General features: G+C 70.4%; 15 protein-coding genes. 7 read left to right on the top strand and 8 right to left on the bottom strand.

Annotated elements, in window-relative coordinates; genetic code table 11:
* Window positions 1-55: 55 nt before the first annotated feature.
* The 5 genes from NZH93_RS07285 to NZH93_RS07265 all read right to left on the bottom strand — a co-directional run bounded on the left by NZH93_RS07285 (window position 56) and on the right by NZH93_RS07265 (window position 6,742).
* Window positions 56-1,228, bottom strand: a complete 1,173-nt coding sequence (locus tag NZH93_RS07285) for an ROK family transcriptional regulator (protein WP_259622134.1) — start codon at window positions 1,226-1,228, stop codon at window positions 56-58.
* A 6-nt stretch (window positions 1,229-1,234) separates the two neighbouring features.
* Complete coding sequence (locus tag NZH93_RS07280) at window positions 1,235-2,656, bottom strand: sugar ABC transporter permease (protein ID WP_259622133.1); 1,422 nt, start codon at window positions 2,654-2,656, stop codon at window positions 1,235-1,237.
* A gap of 17 nt (window positions 2,657-2,673) precedes the next feature.
* Complete coding sequence (locus NZH93_RS07275; RefSeq protein ID WP_259622132.1) at window positions 2,674-3,447, bottom strand: ATP-binding cassette domain-containing protein; 774 nt, start codon at window positions 3,445-3,447, stop codon at window positions 2,674-2,676.
* Between the two features lie 95 nt (window positions 3,448-3,542).
* Window positions 3,543-4,670, bottom strand: coding sequence for a sugar ABC transporter substrate-binding protein (locus NZH93_RS07270; RefSeq protein ID WP_259622131.1), 1,128 nt, complete (start codon window positions 4,668-4,670; stop codon window positions 3,543-3,545).
* A 338-nt stretch (window positions 4,671-5,008) separates the two neighbouring features.
* Window positions 5,009-6,742, bottom strand: coding sequence for a DEAD/DEAH box helicase (locus tag NZH93_RS07265; protein ID WP_259622130.1), 1,734 nt, complete (start codon window positions 6,740-6,742; stop codon window positions 5,009-5,011).
* Between the two features lie 282 nt (window positions 6,743-7,024).
* Between NZH93_RS07265 and NZH93_RS07260 the strand changes: the two genes are divergently transcribed.
* Window positions 7,025-8,122, top strand: a complete 1,098-nt coding sequence (locus NZH93_RS07260; RefSeq protein WP_259622129.1) for a YihY/virulence factor BrkB family protein — start codon at window positions 7,025-7,027, stop codon at window positions 8,120-8,122.
* Between the two features lie 4 nt (window positions 8,123-8,126).
* On the opposite strand, the gene NZH93_RS07255 is transcribed toward NZH93_RS07260, so the two are convergent.
* Together NZH93_RS07255 and NZH93_RS07250 are read right to left on the bottom strand one after the other, a co-directional pair.
* Complete coding sequence (locus tag NZH93_RS07255; protein WP_259622128.1) at window positions 8,127-8,747, bottom strand: L-threonylcarbamoyladenylate synthase; 621 nt, start codon at window positions 8,745-8,747, stop codon at window positions 8,127-8,129.
* Between the two features lie 178 nt (window positions 8,748-8,925).
* The gene (locus NZH93_RS07250; protein WP_245887506.1) at window positions 8,926-9,180 is read right to left on the bottom strand and encodes a DUF3039 domain-containing protein; all 255 of its coding nucleotides are present in this window, start codon (window positions 9,178-9,180) and stop codon (window positions 8,926-8,928) included.
* A 63-nt stretch (window positions 9,181-9,243) separates the two neighbouring features.
* Here NZH93_RS07250 and NZH93_RS07245 point away from each other — a divergent pair, with 63 nt between their 5' ends.
* Window positions 9,244-10,155: a pseudouridine-5'-phosphate glycosidase gene (locus NZH93_RS07245; protein WP_259622127.1), complete on the top strand. Its 912-nt coding sequence runs from the start codon at window positions 9,244-9,246 to the stop codon at window positions 10,153-10,155.
* Window positions 10,152-11,033, top strand: a complete 882-nt coding sequence (locus tag NZH93_RS07240; protein WP_259622126.1) for a carbohydrate kinase family protein — start codon at window positions 10,152-10,154, stop codon at window positions 11,031-11,033. Before NZH93_RS07245 ends, NZH93_RS07240 begins: the two co-directional genes overlap by 4 nt.
* Here NZH93_RS07240 and NZH93_RS07235 read toward each other — a convergent pair.
* A complete protein-coding gene (locus NZH93_RS07235; protein WP_259622125.1) occupies window positions 11,012-11,332 on the bottom strand; it encodes a DUF3099 domain-containing protein in 321 nt (106 codons plus the stop codon). The genes NZH93_RS07240 and NZH93_RS07235 overlap by 22 nt on opposite strands.
* Before the next feature lie 94 nt (window positions 11,333-11,426).
* Between NZH93_RS07235 and NZH93_RS07230 the strand changes: the two genes are divergently transcribed.
* The 4 genes from NZH93_RS07230 (at window position 11,427) to NZH93_RS07215 (ending at window position 16,087) form a co-directional block, all read left to right on the top strand.
* Window positions 11,427-12,935, top strand: a complete 1,509-nt coding sequence (locus NZH93_RS07230; protein WP_259622124.1) for a PucR family transcriptional regulator — start codon at window positions 11,427-11,429, stop codon at window positions 12,933-12,935.
* A 26-nt stretch (window positions 12,936-12,961) separates the two neighbouring features.
* Window positions 12,962-14,440 carry a DUF7782 domain-containing protein gene (locus NZH93_RS07225; RefSeq protein WP_259622123.1) on the top strand — a complete coding sequence of 493 codons (1,479 nt, stop codon included), beginning with the start codon at window positions 12,962-12,964 and terminating at the stop codon, window positions 14,438-14,440.
* Complete coding sequence (gene dtd, locus NZH93_RS07220; RefSeq protein ID WP_259622122.1) at window positions 14,437-14,862, top strand: D-aminoacyl-tRNA deacylase; 426 nt, start codon at window positions 14,437-14,439, stop codon at window positions 14,860-14,862. The genes NZH93_RS07225 and dtd overlap by 4 nt, the downstream gene beginning before the upstream one ends.
* 229 nt (window positions 14,863-15,091) lie before the next feature.
* A complete protein-coding gene (locus tag NZH93_RS07215) occupies window positions 15,092-16,087 on the top strand; it encodes a sigma-70 family RNA polymerase sigma factor (protein ID WP_259622121.1) in 996 nt (331 codons plus the stop codon).
* Window positions 16,088-16,199 lie beyond the last annotated feature (112 nt).

The raw sequence follows: 16,199 nt of genomic DNA, 5'->3' as shown, positions 1-16,199 counted from the left end.
CGGGGATCCGAGAGGATCCCCGCCCCCCTCGCGTTCAGGGGGCTTCTCGCGCCCGCTACACGGTGCCGAGCACGGGTTCGAAGGCCGCTTCGGCCGCGCCCACCAGCTTGGCGTCGCGGCCCAGCGGTGAGCTGAGGATGCGGGTGCCCCCGACGGCCCTGCTGACCAGGCTGCGGCGCTGCACGACGGCCCTGACCTCGGCGACCACCGGTTCCGGCAGGGCGGTGAACAGGTCGCCCAGCACGACCAGCTCCGGGCCGAGCATGTTCACCACGGTGACCAGGCCGACGGCCAGCCACTCGGTGAACTCCCCCAGGCGGTGCATGACGTTGTCGGGGTCCGTGGCGAGCGAGCGAAGTTCGGCGACGACGGCGCCGCGGGAGGCGTTGACCGGCAGTGCGAGCGCTCGGCAGAGGGCGGCTTCGCCGACTTCCGTCTCCCAGCAGCCCTCGCAGCCGCAGTAGCACGGCAGACCGCCGGGTCGGACGACCATGTGCCCCAGTTCGCCCACGTAGCCGCCGGTGCCGCGCAGCGGTGAGCCGTTGGAGATCACGCCTCCGCCGACCCCGACGTCGGCGGAGATGTAGACCATGTCCGACGCGCCTCGGGCGGCGCCGCGGACGTGCTCGGCCAGCGCGCCCAGTTCGGCGTCGTTGCCGACCTGCACCGGGAGTTCCATCACGGCGCTGAGGCGTTCGCCCAACGCGACGTTCGTCCAGTGCAGGTTCGGCGCCTCGTGCACCCAGCCGTCGGACCGGCGGACCACACCGGAGACGGAGACGCCGACCGCGACGGGCTGGAGGTCCAGTTCGTCGCTGAGCAGCTTCGCCGACTCGACGATGTGGGTGATGACCTCGCGGGGATCGCGGGTGCGGGTGTGCAGGTTCCAGCTATCCCGGCCGATGATCTCCCCGCCCAGCCCCACCATCGCCATGGCCACCTGCTCGACGCGGATGTCGATGGCCAGTACCACGGCGGCGTGGGGCTGGGGGAGGACCAGCAGCGAAGGCCTGCCTGCCCCGCTGCGTTGCGCGGGTACGCGTTCGGCGACCACCCCGGTTTCGGCGAGCCCGTCCACCAGGGCCTTGATCGTGCTGCGGTTGAGCCCGAGCTCAGCCGCCAGCGACGCCCTGGTGGACGGACCGTCGACGTGCAACCGGCGCAGGAGCGCCGTGCGGTTGTGCCTGCGGACCTCGTCCGGCCTGGCTCCCGCGGTCGGTGACGTCACCGCTTGCTACGAAGCGGCCGAACGACGACGCGACAACGCATCCACGCTGGCGGCCAGCAGCAGCACGAGGCCGGTGACGATGGAGACCACCGCCGCCTCCTGCTTGAGCAGGCCGAGGCCGTTCTCGATGATCGCGATGACCGCGCCACCGATGACCGCGTCGCGCAGTCGACCCTTGCCGCCGAACAGCGAGGTACCACCGATGACGGCGGCGCCGACCGCGAAGAGCAGCGTGTTGCCCGCGCCGGAGCTGGGGGAAACCGAGCCGATCTTCGAGGAGTACACGATGGCGCCGAGCGCGGCGACCGACGAGGCGATCACGAAGACGCTCATCCGGATCTTGGGCACGTTGATGCCCGCGCGCCGGGCGGCTTCGGCGTTGCCGCCGACCGCGTAGATGTGCCTGCCGTAGCCGGTGCGGTCGAGCACGAAGGTGCCCACCGTGAGCAGCACCAGGACGATCGGCACCACGTACGGCACGCCGAGGATGATCACGTTCGGGTTGACCGCGCGGTTCTGCGTGAGCAGGACGGTGGCGACCGCGCCGAGCAGGATCACCGTGCCGACCTTGATCAGCACGAGCGGCGTGGGCTGGGCGACGAGGCCCCTGCGCAGCCGGGAGAAGTGCCGGTTGAGCACCACGGCCGTGTAACCGCCCGCGGCCAGCAGGAACAGCACCCAGCTCCCGGTGGTGTCCAGGTTGCCGTTGGCGACGTTGAACAGCACCTTGTCGTTGCGGATGGGCAGCGTGCCGCCCTGGCCGATGTACTTCAGCGTCACGCCGCCCCACGCCAGGAACAGCGCGAGCGTCACGACGAAGGACGGGATGCCGACCTTGGCAACGAGGTAGCCGGTGAGGCTGCCGATCGAGGTGCCGATGCACAGCGCCAGCAGCATCTCGATCCACGCGTTCGGCGGCACGCCGAGCAGGAGGATCACGAGGCCGATGACCGGGAGCACGACACCCGGCCAGATGCGCAGCAGTGCGGACAGCACGGCCGCGATCAGCATGAAGCCGCAGGTGATGTAGAAGACGCCGTCACCGAAGGCGGACAGCATGTTGCCGTCCTTCACCAGGTGCAGCGCCATCACGGAGGCGGCCACACCGGACGCCGTGCCCGCGGACAGGTCGATCTCACCGAGCAGCAGGACGAAGACGAGGCCCATCGCGATGATCACGATGCCCGCGCCCTGCGCCAGCAGGTTCGAGATGTTGCCCAGTGTCAGGAAGGTCTCCGACTGCGTGCCGAAGAAGATCACCAGCACGAGCAGGCCGAGCAGTGCGGGCAGCGAACCGAAGTCGCCGCCGCGGACCTTGGCCACGTACTCCCTGAGCGCCTCGCCAGCGGACTTGGAGGTCGTGTCGATGCCGAAGTCGGAAATGGCCCCGGAGTCGGGGGCCTTCTCGCCGGTAGGGGTGTCAGTCATGCTCTGTTCCTCGGGCATCAGATGGTCGCGGATTCCGGGCGGGCGATGCCCAGGTCGCCGGAGCGACCAGCGGTGATCAGCTCGACCACCTGTCCGTGGGTGACGTCCTTCGTCGGTAGCTGAGCCGCCATGCGCCCCAGGTACAGGCAGGCGATGCGGTCGGACACCTCGAAGACGTCGTTCATGTTGTGGCTGATGAGCACCACTCCGAGGCCCTGTTCGGCGAGCCTGCGGACCAGGTCGAGCACCTGGCGGGTCTGCGCCACGCCGAGTGCCGCGGTCGGCTCGTCGAGGAGCACGACCTTGCTGTCCCACAGCACGGACTTGGCGATGGCCACGGTCTGCCGCTGGCCGCCGGAGAGCGACGCGACAGGCGTGCGGACGGACTTCACGGTGCGCACGGACAGCGAGGCGAGCGTCTTGCGCGCCGCCTGCTCCATGTCGGCCTCGTCGAGCAGCCCGTACTTGCCCCGTTCACGACCGAGGAACATGTTCTGGACGATGTCCAGGTTCTCGCACAGCGCGAGGTCCTGGTAGACGACCTCGATGCCGTAGTCGGCCGCTTCGCGGGGGCTGTGGATGGTGACCGGTTGACCTTCGAACAGCACTTCACCCGAGTCGATCGGGTGGATGCCCGCGATGGACTTGACCATCGTCGACTTGCCCGCGCCGTTGTCACCCACGAGTGCGGTGACCTCTCCGGCCCGCACGGTGAAGTCGATGTCGTGCAGCACGTGCACGGGTCCGAAGCTCTTGTTGATGCCGCGCAGCTCGAGAATCGGCTCGCTCACGGCTGTCCTCCAAAACATGGGTCCTGCGGCGGAAACCGCGGTGGGTGCCAGTCGGGGGCTGGCACCCACCGCGGCGGTTGCGGTGAAGCGGATGGCTACTTGATGCCGAGCTCGGTGCAGACCGCGGCGAGGTCGGCGACGCAGATCTCGGAGGCCTTGACGGCGCCCGCGTCCACGACGCTCTTGACCTTGTCCTTGGTGATGAGCTGCGCGTCGAGCAGGACCGACGGGACGTCGCGGTTCGCGGTGGTGTCCTTGGTCTTGCCGGTGGCGATCTTGTCGGCGCCCGCGGTGTCACCCTTGGCCAGGAGACCGGCCAGCTTGGCGGTGGCCTCGGCCTCGGCCTTGATCGGCTTGAAGACGGTCATGTACTGGTCGCCGCGGAGCACGGCCTGGAGGCCGTCCGGGGTGGCGTCCTGGCCGGTGACCGGCACCTTGCCGTTGAGGCCGAACTTCTTCAGCACGGTGATGACCGCGCCTGCGAGACCGTCGTTGGCGGCGACGACGCCGTCCACCTTCTGGCCGTTGCCGGTCAGGATCTGCTCGAAGACGGTGCCACCGATCGCGTTGTCCCACTTCTCGATCGGCTGGGACTGCACGAGCTTCAGGTCACCGGAGTTGTAGAGCGGCTTGAGGATCTTCTCCTGGCCCTCGGTGAACAGCGTGGCGTTGTTGTCGGTCGGGGCACCCTCGATCTGGATGACCTCGGCGCCCTTCTTGCCCTTCAGCGCCGTCGCGAGGCCCTGGCCCTGGAGCTCGCCGACCTTCACGTTGTCGAAGGAGACGTAGTACTTCGACGTGCCGCCGAGGTTCAAGCGGTCGTAGTCGATGACCGGGATGCCCTGGGCATCGGCCTTGGCCGCCACGGCGGCACCCACGGAGGAGTCCGGGGACGCGATGATGAGGACCTTGACGCCTGCGTTGATCATGCCGTCGGCCAGGGTGGTGAACTTCTGGTTGTCACCCTGCGCGTTCTGGATGTCCGCGTCGAGGCCTTCGGCCTTGAGCGCGGCGGTGAGGAGGGGCTTGTCGAAGCCCTCCCAGCGAGCGGAGGACGCGGTCTCCGGAAGGATCACGCCGACCTTCGCGCCGCCTGCCGCGCTACCGGTGTCACTGGTGCCGGTGGTGGTGCTCCCACCGGTCGAGCTGTTGGCACCGCACGCCGTCATGGCCACGGCAAGGCCGGTGCCTACGGCGATGAGGGCGAGGCTCTTGCTGCGCATCCGCCATCCCTTTCACTGCACTGTCCGAGGGCCGGACAGAAAATGTTGTGGCGCACAACGTATGCCCTTGGACCGGGTGACCGGAACCACACTGCATCGATAAAGAAGGCACGATGCTGCAACGGAGAGGTAACCAAGCCGACATGTGACTACTGCAAATGCACCGTGACGTCACGCTCGGTGAGATTAACCGGTTGCGCAGTGTGCCGAGCGTCTCATTTGATGCGCACGGATGATGAACGGAATTCACGTCCATGTCCGGCGGGCGAACGCGCGGGAACCGGTGGGCGAACAGATGACGCGCGGGCAACGAACACCCGACAAAACGGACCTGGGAACTACCAGGACCGCAGCGTGGCGATGCGCTCCTCGAGCTGCTCGATCGTCGCCATGGCGGTGGGCGGCCCACCGCAGTGCTCGCGCAGGGCGTTGTGGATCTTGCCGTGCGGCTTCTTGGTCCGGTGGTGGTGCATCGCGACGAGCGTGTTCAGCTCCTTGCGCAACGCGGCCAACTGCTCCTGCACGCCCTGGGGACGCGCGGCGCGCGGCGGCGGCGCGGGCTCGGCGGCCTTGCGCTTCGCGACCTCGACCAACTGGTGCTCCTGGCGCTGCCGCAGCAGCGCGCGCACCTGGTCGGGCTCCAGGAGGCCGGGCAGGCCCAGGTACTCCTGCTCGTCGTCGCTGCCGTGGAACGCGGCCGTACCGAACGAGGACCCGTCGTAGATGACCTGGTCCAGCTCGGCCGAGGCGCCGAGCGAGGTGAACGCCTTCTCCTCCTCGCCCTCCTCGTCCTTCGTCCGGTTCGCGTCGGCCAGGAGCTCGTCGTCCCAGCCCTCCTTCTCGCGGTGCGGCTTGCCGAGGATGTGATCGCGCTGCTGCTCCAGCTCGCTGGCGAGCCCCAGCAGCACCGGGACGCTCGGCAGGAACACGCTGGCCGTCTCGCCCTTGGCGCGCTGGCGCACGAACCGACCGATGGCCTGGGCGAAGAACAGCGGGGTGGACGAGCTGGTCGCGTAGACGCCGACGGCGAGCCGCGGCACGTCGACGCCCTCGGACACCATCCGGACCGCGATCAGCCAGCGCTCGGTCGTCCGGGAGAACTCGGCGATGCGCCCGGACGCCTTGGGGTCGTCCGACAGCACGACGGTCGCCGTGTGGCCGGTGACGCGCTCCAGGACCTCCGCGTACGCCTTCGCGGTCGCCTGGTCGGTGGCGATGATCATCGCGCCCGCGTCGGGCATGCCGCCGTTGCGCAACTGGGTCAGGCGCGTGTCGGCGGAGGTGATCACCGACTTGATCCAGTCGCCGCTCGGGTCCAGCGCCGTGCGCCACGCCCGCGCGGTCTGCTCCGTCGTCAGCGGCTCGCCGAGCCGGGCGGTGAACTCCTCGCCCGCGCTGGTGCGCCAGCTCGCCTCGCCGGAGTACGCCAGGAAGATCACCGGCCGGACCACGCCGTCGCGCAGCGCGTCGGAGTAGCCGTAGGAGTGGTCGGGCTGGCTGCGCATCAGGCCGTCGCCGCCGGGGGCGTACGAGATGAACGGGATGGGCGAGTCGTCGCTGCGGAACGGGGTCCCGGTCAGCGACAGCCGCCGCACGGCGGGCGTGAACGCCTCGCGGATCGCGTCGCCCCACGACTTCGCGTCGCCGCCGTGGTGGACCTCGTCCAGCATCACCAGCGTCTTGCGGTTCTCGGTGCGCACCCGGTGCAGCGTCGGGTGAGCCGCGACCTGCGCGTACGTCACCGCGACACCGTGGTAGTCGCGGGAGGTGACGGCGTTGGTGTTGCGGAAGTTCGAGTCGATCGCGATGCCCACCGCGGCCGCCGCCTGCGCCCACTGGTGCTTGAGGTGCTCGGTCGGCGCGACGATGGTGATCGACTCGACCGTCCGATCGGCCAGCAGTTCGGCCGCGACCCGCAGGCCGAACGTGGTCTTGCCCGCGCCGGGCGTCGCCACCGCCAGGAAGTCCTTCGGCTTCGCCGCCAGGTACTTCGTCAGCGCCCGCCGCTGCCACGCCCGCAGCGGGCGCTGGGCAGCCGGGGACTCGACAACCTGCGTGTCGGGCTGTGCCACGAACTCATCGCTCCTTCAGCGCAGGTCAAAGGTGTGCTGTGACAGGCGAATGCCCTCAGTCCGGTGATGTCCCGCGACAGCGCGGGAGCCCGGTGAGGGCAGCGTTCAGCCTACCCGTTCACGGCGGGACCGCCCGACACCGATGGCGACTTCGGGCCGTCGCGAAGGGGAAACCACCAGGTGGGAACAGCGGGCAACTTCGTCACACCAGTGTCACGACCTCCCGTGTCCGGCCCGCCAGTGCCGCGAAACCTCCCGCCATGCACCATGCTTGACCTCGCGATGAGTTTGCCGACCGACGACAGCAGGCGCTCCTCGCCCACCACCGCGCAGGAGCCGGTGCGCCGTGGGCCAGGGCGTCTCTTGGCACGCACGCTCCAGAAGGCGTGGCAGGGCAACCTGTTCTCCGAGGCGGCCGAGGCCGCGTTCTGGCAGACCCTGTCGTTCCCCCCGCTGCTGCTCGGCCTGCTCGGCAGCATGGGCTACCTCGGCGACTGGCTCGGCCCGGAGGTCGTGAGCCAGGTCAAGGAGAAGATCATCGGCTTCTGCCGCACGATCTTCAGCGGCGACGTGGTGTCCGGGGTGATCGAGCCGACGGTCGACCAGATCCTCACAACCGGCAAGGGCGAGATCGTCTCGATCGGTTTCGTGATCTCGCTGTGGGCGGGCTCGTCGGCCATGTCGTCGTTCGTCGACGCGATCACCGTGGCGCACGACCAGTACGGCGTGCGGAACGAGGTGTGGCAGCGGATCTTCGCGCTGCTGCTGTACATGGCCAGCCTGGTGCTGCTGATCGTCGGGCTGCCCGTGCTCGCGCTAGGCCCGGAACTGCTGACCGAGTTCCTGCCGACGAGCTGGCAGAACACCGTGTCGTACTGGATCGGCGTCTTCTACTACCCCGGCCTTGGCGTGCTGCTGATCCTCGCGCTCGCCACCCTGTACAAGCTGTCGCTGCCGCGGAAGCTCCCGTGGCACCGACTCGTACCGGGCGCCGTGCTGGCGATGGCCGTGTTCCTGGCCTCCAGCATCGGGTTGCGGCTCTACATCCAGTGGATCACCACCACCGGCTACACCTACGGCGCGCTGGCGACGCCCATCGCGTTCCTGCTGTTCGCGTACTTCATCGGCCTGGCGATCACCATCGGCGCGTACTTCAACAGCGCGATCCAGGACATGTGGCCCGCCAGGATGACCCGGCGGCAGCGGCGGCGGTGGCGCAGGCTGGAGATGGAGCGGACGGCCGAGCGGATCAGGGCCGACGAGGACCGGGGGTCCACGCCCCCCGAAGAGCCCGCTCCCGACCGGGGCACCGCGTCCTCACCCGCGGACACCAACCACACGACACCGCTGGTCGTGCCGCCCAGGAGCCCGCAGAACTGACGCCCTACTCGAACCGGCTCGGGTCCCCCGCGCCGACGCGGACGATCTCCGGTTCGCCGGTCGAGTAGTCGATGACGGTGGTGGGCACGGTGCCGCACTCGCCCGAGTCGATGACGGCGTCGACCACGTTGTCCAACCGCTCCTTGATGTCCCAGCCCTGGGTCATCGGCTCCTCCTGGTCCGGGAGGAGCAGGGTGCTGGACAGGAGGGGTTCACCCAGTTCGGCGAGCAGCGCCTGGACGACCGTGTGGTCCGGGATGCGGACGCCGACGGTCTTCTTCTTCGGGTGCATCAGGCGCTTCGGGACCTCCTTCGTCGCCGGGAGGATGAACGTGTAGCTGCCCGGCGTGGCCGCCTTGATGGCGCGGAAGGCCGCGTTGTCCACGTAGACGAACTGGCTGAGCTGCGCGAAGTCCTGGCAGACGAGGGTGAAGTGGTGACCGTCGCCCAGGTGCCGGATCTCGCGGATGCGGTCGATGCCCGAGCGGTTGCCGAGCTGGCAGCCGAGCGCGAAGCACGAGTCCGTGGGGTAGGCGATCAGTCCGTCGTTCCGGATCAGGTCGACGGCCTGGCTGATCGACCGCTTCTGGGGGTTGTCCGGATGAACGTCGAAGTACCTGGCCATGGGGGGAGCTTAGGGTCGGCCGGTCGGCGGAACACTTCGAGGTCGATCGATCGGGCGAGGACCTCGGCTCCGGCGTCGATCCGGTCCGGGTGAGGGGGTCGTGCTCACAGCGCCCGTGGCGGCCGAAATCCTCGGCGGGCGCGGTGGCCCCGCGCGCGCCGAGGTCGTGACGGGCGTCCTAGTCGTCGCCGCCGGGCGGCAGGCCGTCGTAGATCTTCTTGCAGTCCGGGCACACCGGCGAACCGGGCTTGGCCGACTTGGTCACCGGGAAGACCTCGCCGCACAGCGCCACCACGTGCGTGCCCATGACCGCGCTCTCCGCGATCTTGGCCTTGCGCACGTAGTGGAACATCTTCGGCGAGTCGTCACCGGTGGAGTCGGTGCCCTGGGACCGCTCATCGGTCTCCGGAAGCGTCTGGGTCAAGGTGCTCACCACACCATGATGCCCCACCGCTCGTTTTCGACCTAGTGGGTCGGTCGTTCATCATTACCCCTTGTGACGACTACGAGGATCGCCGAAGAGGTCGCCGACGCGTTGGCGGAGAACCGGGCAGTGGTGGCGCTGGAGAGCACGATCCTGGCCCACGGGCTGCCGCCGGGTCGCAACCGCGAGGTCGCCGGACGGTTGGAGGCGGTCGTGCGCGCGGCGGGCGCGGTGCCCGCGACGATCGCCGTGCTGAGCGGCGTACCGGTCGTCGGGTTGAGCACCAACGAGCTGGACCGGGTCTGCGATCCGGCCAACGACCTGGTGAAACTGTCCCGCCGCGACCTCGGACCGGCGTACGCGCTCGGCCGCGACGGCGCCACGACCGTCGCCAGCACGGCCGCCCTCGCGGACGCCGCGGGCGTGCACGTGTTCGCCACCGGCGGGCTCGGCGGGGTGCACCGGGGCGCGCACGACTCGTGGGACGTCTCGGCCGACCTGGACGTGCTGGCCACCACGCCGGTGCTGGTCGTGTGCTCCGGCGTGAAGTCGGTGCTGGACATCGGCGCGACCCTGGAGCTGCTGGAGACCCGCTCGGTGCCGGTGCTCGGCTACCGGGTCGACCGGTTCCCCGCCTTCTACCTGCGTGAATCGGAGTTCGACGTGCCGTGGCGGGTCGACGACCCCAAGCACGTCGCCGCCGTCGTGGCCGCGCACCGCGACCGCGTTCCCGGCCGTTCCGGGGTGCTGCTGGCCAACCCGGTGCCGTTCGAGTTCGAGATGGACCGCGACCTGCACGACCGGCTGCTCGAAGACGGTCTGGAGCTGCTCAGGACGCGCGGTGTGCACGGCAAGAACGTGACGCCGGTCCTGCTGGAGCACTTCCACGGCGCCAGCGGCGGCGTGAGCCTCGACACCAACGAGGCGCTGGTCATGTCCAACGCGCGGCTGGCGGCCGAGGTCGCCGTGGAGCTGGCCCCGTGACGATCGTCGTGGTCGGCGACGCCGGGCTGGACGTCGTCGCCCGGCACGTCGGCCCCATCCCGTACGGCGGCGACGTGCGGGCGAACGTGACCATCGAACCCGGTGGCGCGGGCGCGAACACGGCGGCGTGGCTCGCCGAGTGCGGTGCCCAGCCGGTGCTGGTGGCGCGGGTCGGCGCGGACGCGGCGGGCCGCCAGGTGCACGCCGAGCTGACGGCGGCGGGCGTGCGGTGCGCGTTCGCCGTCGACACCGAGGCCGCGACGTGCTGCGTCGTCTGCCTGGTCGACCCGCAGGGGCAGCGCAGCATGCTGGCCGACCGGGGCGCGAACGCGCGCTTCTCCCCCGCCGACCTCGATCCGGGGCTCCTCGCGGACGCCACGCACCTGCACCTGTCCGGCTACGTGCTGCTGGACGCGTCCTCCAAGCCCGCCGCGCTGGCGGCGTTGGCCGCGGCGAAGGAGGCGGGGCTGACGACGTCGGTGGACCCGCAGGCGTCGGTGCTGCTGGACCTGGACCCCGAGGGGTTCCTGGAGGACGTGCGCGGCGTCGACTTCCTGATGCCGAACGCGGAGGAGCTGACCGCGCTCACCGGGTCCGCCGACCCCGCCGCGGCGAAGGCGCTGCTGGACGTCGTGGGCGCGGTCGTGCTGACGTCCGGCGCGGACGGGGCGAGCTGGGTCGACCAGGACGAGATCGTGTCGGTGCCCGCCGAACTCGTGGAGTGCGTCGACTCGACGGGCGCGGGCGACGCGTTCGACGCCGGGTTCCTGGCCGCGTGGCAGCGGGGCGTGTCCAAGAGGGACGCGCTGCTCGGCGGGATCAGGGCGAGCGCGCGGGCCGTGACCCTGGTGGGGCCTCAGCCGTCGATGACGCGGTGATCCTTGCCCGAGGCGGCGATGGCCCTGCGCTCCCGCTCGTAGCGGTTGGTCTTCTCGGACTTGCGCGGCGGGCGGTCATTCGCGATCAGGACGGCCATCCACGGCAGCGGGATCGACAGCACCAGGAACGCCACGGCGAGCCACCAGATGTCGATGAAGACCATCGCCAGGATGATGCACGGGATGCGCGCGCTCATCATGATCGCGTACTTCCGCTTCCTGGCCTTGTGCTGCTCGTCGAGGGACAGGGCGGCCTCGGTGATGAGCACCGGGGTGTCGTCACGCTCGGATGTGCTCACGACACCACCTCCGTTTTCATCGTCCCACTATCGATACCCATCCAACACCCGCCGAAGCGGGGTCCGCACAACAGGGCCGACCTAGGATCCGCTCGTGGTCGCCCTTGATCGGCTGGTCGACGTGCTGGGGAGTCTCGGCACGCACCTGAGCTGCGCTCCGCGCGGGCGGGCCGTCGAACTGCGCGGCGTGGCCCTGCACGACGCCGCCGAGCAGACCCCGGCCGCTCCCGACGACGTCCTGCTGGGCCTGGGCGTTCCCTCCTCGTCCGCCGCCGCCCGGTTGGTGGCCTCCACCGCCGCGGCCGTCGTGGTGCTGCACGGGCGTCCTCCGCTGGACGAGAAGGTGCTCGTCGCCGCGCGGAGGTCCGGGGCGGCGGTGCTGCTGGTGGAGCCGTCGGTGCCGTGGGGCCAGTTGGCCTCGGTGGTGCAGACGCTGGTGCTCGGGGGGCAGCGGTCCGGCGACCTGTTCGCCGTGGCGGACGCCATCGCGGCCGTGGTGGGCGGGCCGGTGACGATCGAGGACCAGCAGTCGCGGGTGCTGGCGTACTCGTACCGGCAGCAGGACGTGGACCAGGTGCGGGTGCAGACGATCCTCGGGCGCAAGGTGCCGGAGGAGGCCCGTGCCGCGTTGGACTCGTACGGGGTGTTCGCGCACCTGGCCGCGTCGGACGAGCCGATCTTCGTGCCCCGGCTGACCGAGCAGCTCGGCGGACGGCTGGTCGCGGCCGTCCGGGCGGGCCGCGAGGTGCTGGGGTCGGTGTGGGTCGAGGTCGACGAGCCGGTCGACCCGTCGCGCGCCGCGGCGCTGGTGGACGGGGCCCGCACCTCGGCGCTGCACATGCTGCGCGCTCGGGCGAGCGCGGACCTGGAGCGGCAGGCCGAGGCGGACCTGGTGATCGCGCTGCTGGACTCGCCGTCCGGGGCACCAGCGGCGCTGGCCCGGTTGGGGTTGCCGCTGGTGGACCTCCGGGTGATCGCCGTGCAGGCGCACGTCGGGGACGCGGACCACGGGGCCGCGCTGCTGGCGTTCGAACGGGCCACCGCGGGCTTCGGGTGGTCGCGGCCGGGGCGCAGCGCGCTGTTCGGGAACGTGCTCTACACGGTGGTGCCGTGCGGGGATTCGGCCGCCGTGGCCGTGGAGTGGGTGCGGTCGCTGGAGCGGGAGCTGCCCGCCGAGGCGACGGTGCTGGCCGGGATCGGCGGGGCCGCCGACGCCGTGCAGGTGTCCGCTTCCCGCCAGGAGGCCGACGAGTGCCTGGCGCTGTCGTCCGGGGAGCCCGTCGTGTACGACACCGCCTGGGCTCGGGTGCTGCTGCGCCGGTTGGCGGCCGCGGCGGACAGCGGGCGGCTGCCCGTGCGGGGCCCCGTGGCCGAGCTGCTGCGGCACGACCGGGAGCACGGGACGGCCTACGCGGAGACGCTGCGGGCTTGGCTGGCGGCGCAGGGGGACACGCGGGAAGCCGCTCGGGCCCTGTCGGTGCACCCGAACACGCTGCGGTACCGGATGCGGCGGATGGCCGAGGTGACCGAGTTGTCCCTGGACGACGCGGAGCAGCGGTTGGCGATGGCCGTCGCGCTGGCCGTGCACGGTCGGCGGGCCTGACGCCGACGGGATGAAAGCATGGGCCGGTGCTCCCTGATTTCACTCCCGAGTTGACCTCGCGTCTGCGTGACGCTTTTCAGACCGCCGGTTACGACACCGACGGGGTGCTGGCGGCTCTTGGCGGGCAGGCCCACGCCGCCATGACGCGCGGCGAGCCGGAGGCCGCGCGGCGGGCCACCCGCGACGCCGGGGCGCTGGGGACGTTCGTCCGGCTGTTCCTGCTGGGTGACGTCGAGTCCGAGGCCGACGTCGCCGCCGCGTTCAAGTCCGTCGAACTCGACTCGCTGCTGGCCAGCGAGGTGCTGCGGGCCGACCCCGGCGGTTTCCGGGCCGGGTTGGACGTCCGGCCGCACGACTCCTGGTGGGTGATCGCCGACCTCGACGCCGACCAGCGCGGCGGTCCGGTGCCGTCCGACCACGTGCTGGGCATCGGGCAGGCGTCGATCAGCCTGGCTCGGGCGACGGCGCGGCGGCCGGTCGGGTCCCTGCTCGACCTGGGGACGGGGTGCGGTGTCCAGGTCCTGCACGCCTCCCGGCACGCCGAGCGGATCACCGCGACCGACCTGTCCGAGCGGGCGCTGGCGCTGGCGGAGGGGACGTTCCTGCTGAACGGGCTGGACGTCGAACTCGGTCGGGGCGAGTGGTTCGCGCCCGTCGCGGGCAGGCGGTTCGACCAGGTCGTGTGCAACCCGCCGTTCGTGGTCGGGCCGCCGCGGGTCGACTACACGTACCGCGACTCCGGGCTCGGCGGTGACGACGCCAGCGCGCTCGTCGTGCGGCAGATGCCCTCGTTCCTCAACGAGGGCGGTGTGGGGCAACTCCTGGCCTCCTGGCTGCACCGCAAGGGCGAGGACTGGGCGGACCGGGTGTCGTCGTGGTTGCCGCGCGGGGGCGTCGACGCGTGGTTCGTGCAGCGGGACGTCGCCGACCCGGCCCTGTACGTGGGGACGTGGCTGCGGGACGCCGGTGTGGATCCCCGGTCCCCCGAAGGGCGCGAGAAGGCCGCCGTGTGGCTCGACTGGTTCGCCCGCAACGACGTCGAGGGCGTCGGGTTCGGGTTCGTGACGCTGCGGCGCACGTCCGGGGCGCACGCCGAGGTCGTGTGCGAGGACCTGCGGCACGCGTACGTGGACCCGCTGGGGCCGGAGACGTCGCTGTGGCTGGACCGGGTCGAGTGGTTGCGGGCGAACGGGTCAGCCGAGTCGTTGCTCGCGACGCGGTTCACGGTGCCGGAGTCCGTGCTGCTCGAAGAGGTGTCCTCGCCGGACGAGGAGGGCTGGACGGCCGTCGTGCGCCGCCTGCACCGCCAGGACGGGCCGGGGTGGCAGCACGAGCTGGACGAGGTCGCGGCGGCGCTGCTGGCGGGGTGCCGCGGGGCGCTGACGCTGGAGGACCTGGTGACGCTGCTGGCGTTCGCCCACGACCTGCCGGTCGACGGGCTGGTCGCGAACGCCCTGCCGGTGATCCGCGACCTGGTCCGGCACGGCATGGTGAGGCCCGCGTGAGGGCTGTTGTGGCGCGAGTCACACAGGCCAGCGTGACGGTGGAGGATCAGGTCGTCGGCTCGATCGACGAACCCGGCCTGTTGGTGCTGCTGGGGGTGCGTGTCGACGACGACGCGGCGATGGTTCCGGTCATGGCCAGGAAGCTGCACGAGCTGCGGATCCTGAACGGCGAGGAATCGTGCGCGTCGACCGGCGCGCCCCTGCTCATCGTGAGCCAGTTCACACTCTACGGCGAGACGCGGAAGGGTCGCCGTCCCTCGTGGACGGCGGCCGCCCGCCCCGAGCACGCCGAGCCCTTGATCGAGGGAGTGGTGCGGGAACTGCGACAGAAGGGCGCTCGTGTCGAAACAGGACGGTTCGGCGCGATGATGTCGGTGCGGAGCGTGAACGATGGACCCTTCACCGTTTTGGTCGAACTCTAGGACGCTCTCAGGAAATCCTCAGCATTGCGCGAGCAACGAGTGTGACGGCGGAGACGTCTTCCTGTCAGGGAGTCGGGAACGAATTGGCATTCCGACGCGTTTCCCAAGTGTCCAGCCGGCAAGCGATGGGTACCCAGCGGGCCCCGACGCCGAAAGGCTCACTGCGCAGTGCAGCGCAGGTGTGTGACGCAACCGCACGCCAGCCCGCGACAAAGGGGGAGGGAGTTCCATGACCGTCCCGAGGGTCTTCGACCGCGAGGTCGACACCACCGTCAGCCACATCAGTCCCGCCGAACTCGACCTGGACGCTCAGGGTCCGGCCGCCGATCTCGTTCGAGTCTACCTGAACGGAATCGGCAAGACCGCCCTGCTCACAGCGGCGGAGGAGGTCGAGCTGGCGAAGCGGATCGAGGCGGGCGTCTTCGCGCAGCACATGGCCGAGACCGCGAAGCGCCTGTCCCCCACGCGTCGCGAAGAACTGCGCGCGCTGGTGCGGGACGGCCACGTCGCAAAGAACCACCTGCTCGAAGCGAATCTTCGTCTGGTCGTTTCGCTTGCCAAGCGATACACCGGTCGCGGAATGCCGCTCCTCGATCTGATCCAGGAAGGCAACCTGGGCTTGATCCGCGCGGTGGAGAAGTTCGACTACACCAAGGGCTTCAAGTTTTCGACGTACGCGACGTGGTGGATCCGCCAAGCGATCACGCGTGGAATGGCGGATCAAGGTCGCACCATCCGCCTTCCCGTCCACCTGGTGGAACAGGTGAACAAGTTGGCGCGGATCAAGCGCGATCTCCACCAGCAGCTCGGCCGGGAAGCGACGACCGAGGAACTCGCCAAGGAATCGGGCATCAGCGCCGAGAAGGTCTCCGACCTGCTCGACCACGCCCGCGACCCGGTGAGCCTCGACATGCCGGTCGGTGCCGAGGAGGACGCCCCCCTGGGCGACTTCATCGAGGACTCCGACGCCACGGACGCCGAGAGCGCGGTCATCTCCGGCCTGCTCCAGGACGACCTGCGGCGCGTGCTGTCCACGCTGGACCCGCGCGAGCAGGCGGTCATCCGGCTGCGGTACGGCCTGGAGGACGGCCAGCCGCGCACGCTCGACCAGATCGGCAAGCGCTTCGGGCTGTCCCGCGAGCGCGTCCGCCAGATCGAGCGCGAGGTCATGTCGAAGCTCCGCCAGGGCGAGCGCGCGGAGAAGCTGCGGGCGTACGCGAGCTGACTCACCCGTTTGGCCGCGTTGACTTGTGATGCGGATCACGGCACGGTTCTGCTCTACACGGACCATGCGGCAGCCTCCACCCCATCACGTGGGGGCTGGTCGCACGCGAAGG

The sequence above is a fragment of the Umezawaea endophytica genome (assembly GCF_025061645.1).
Classification (GTDB): Bacteria; Actinomycetota; Actinomycetes; order Mycobacteriales; family Pseudonocardiaceae; genus Umezawaea; species Umezawaea endophytica.
The sequence above is the reverse complement of the archived record's forward strand: the minus strand, read 5'-3'. Positions and strand labels throughout refer to the sequence as shown.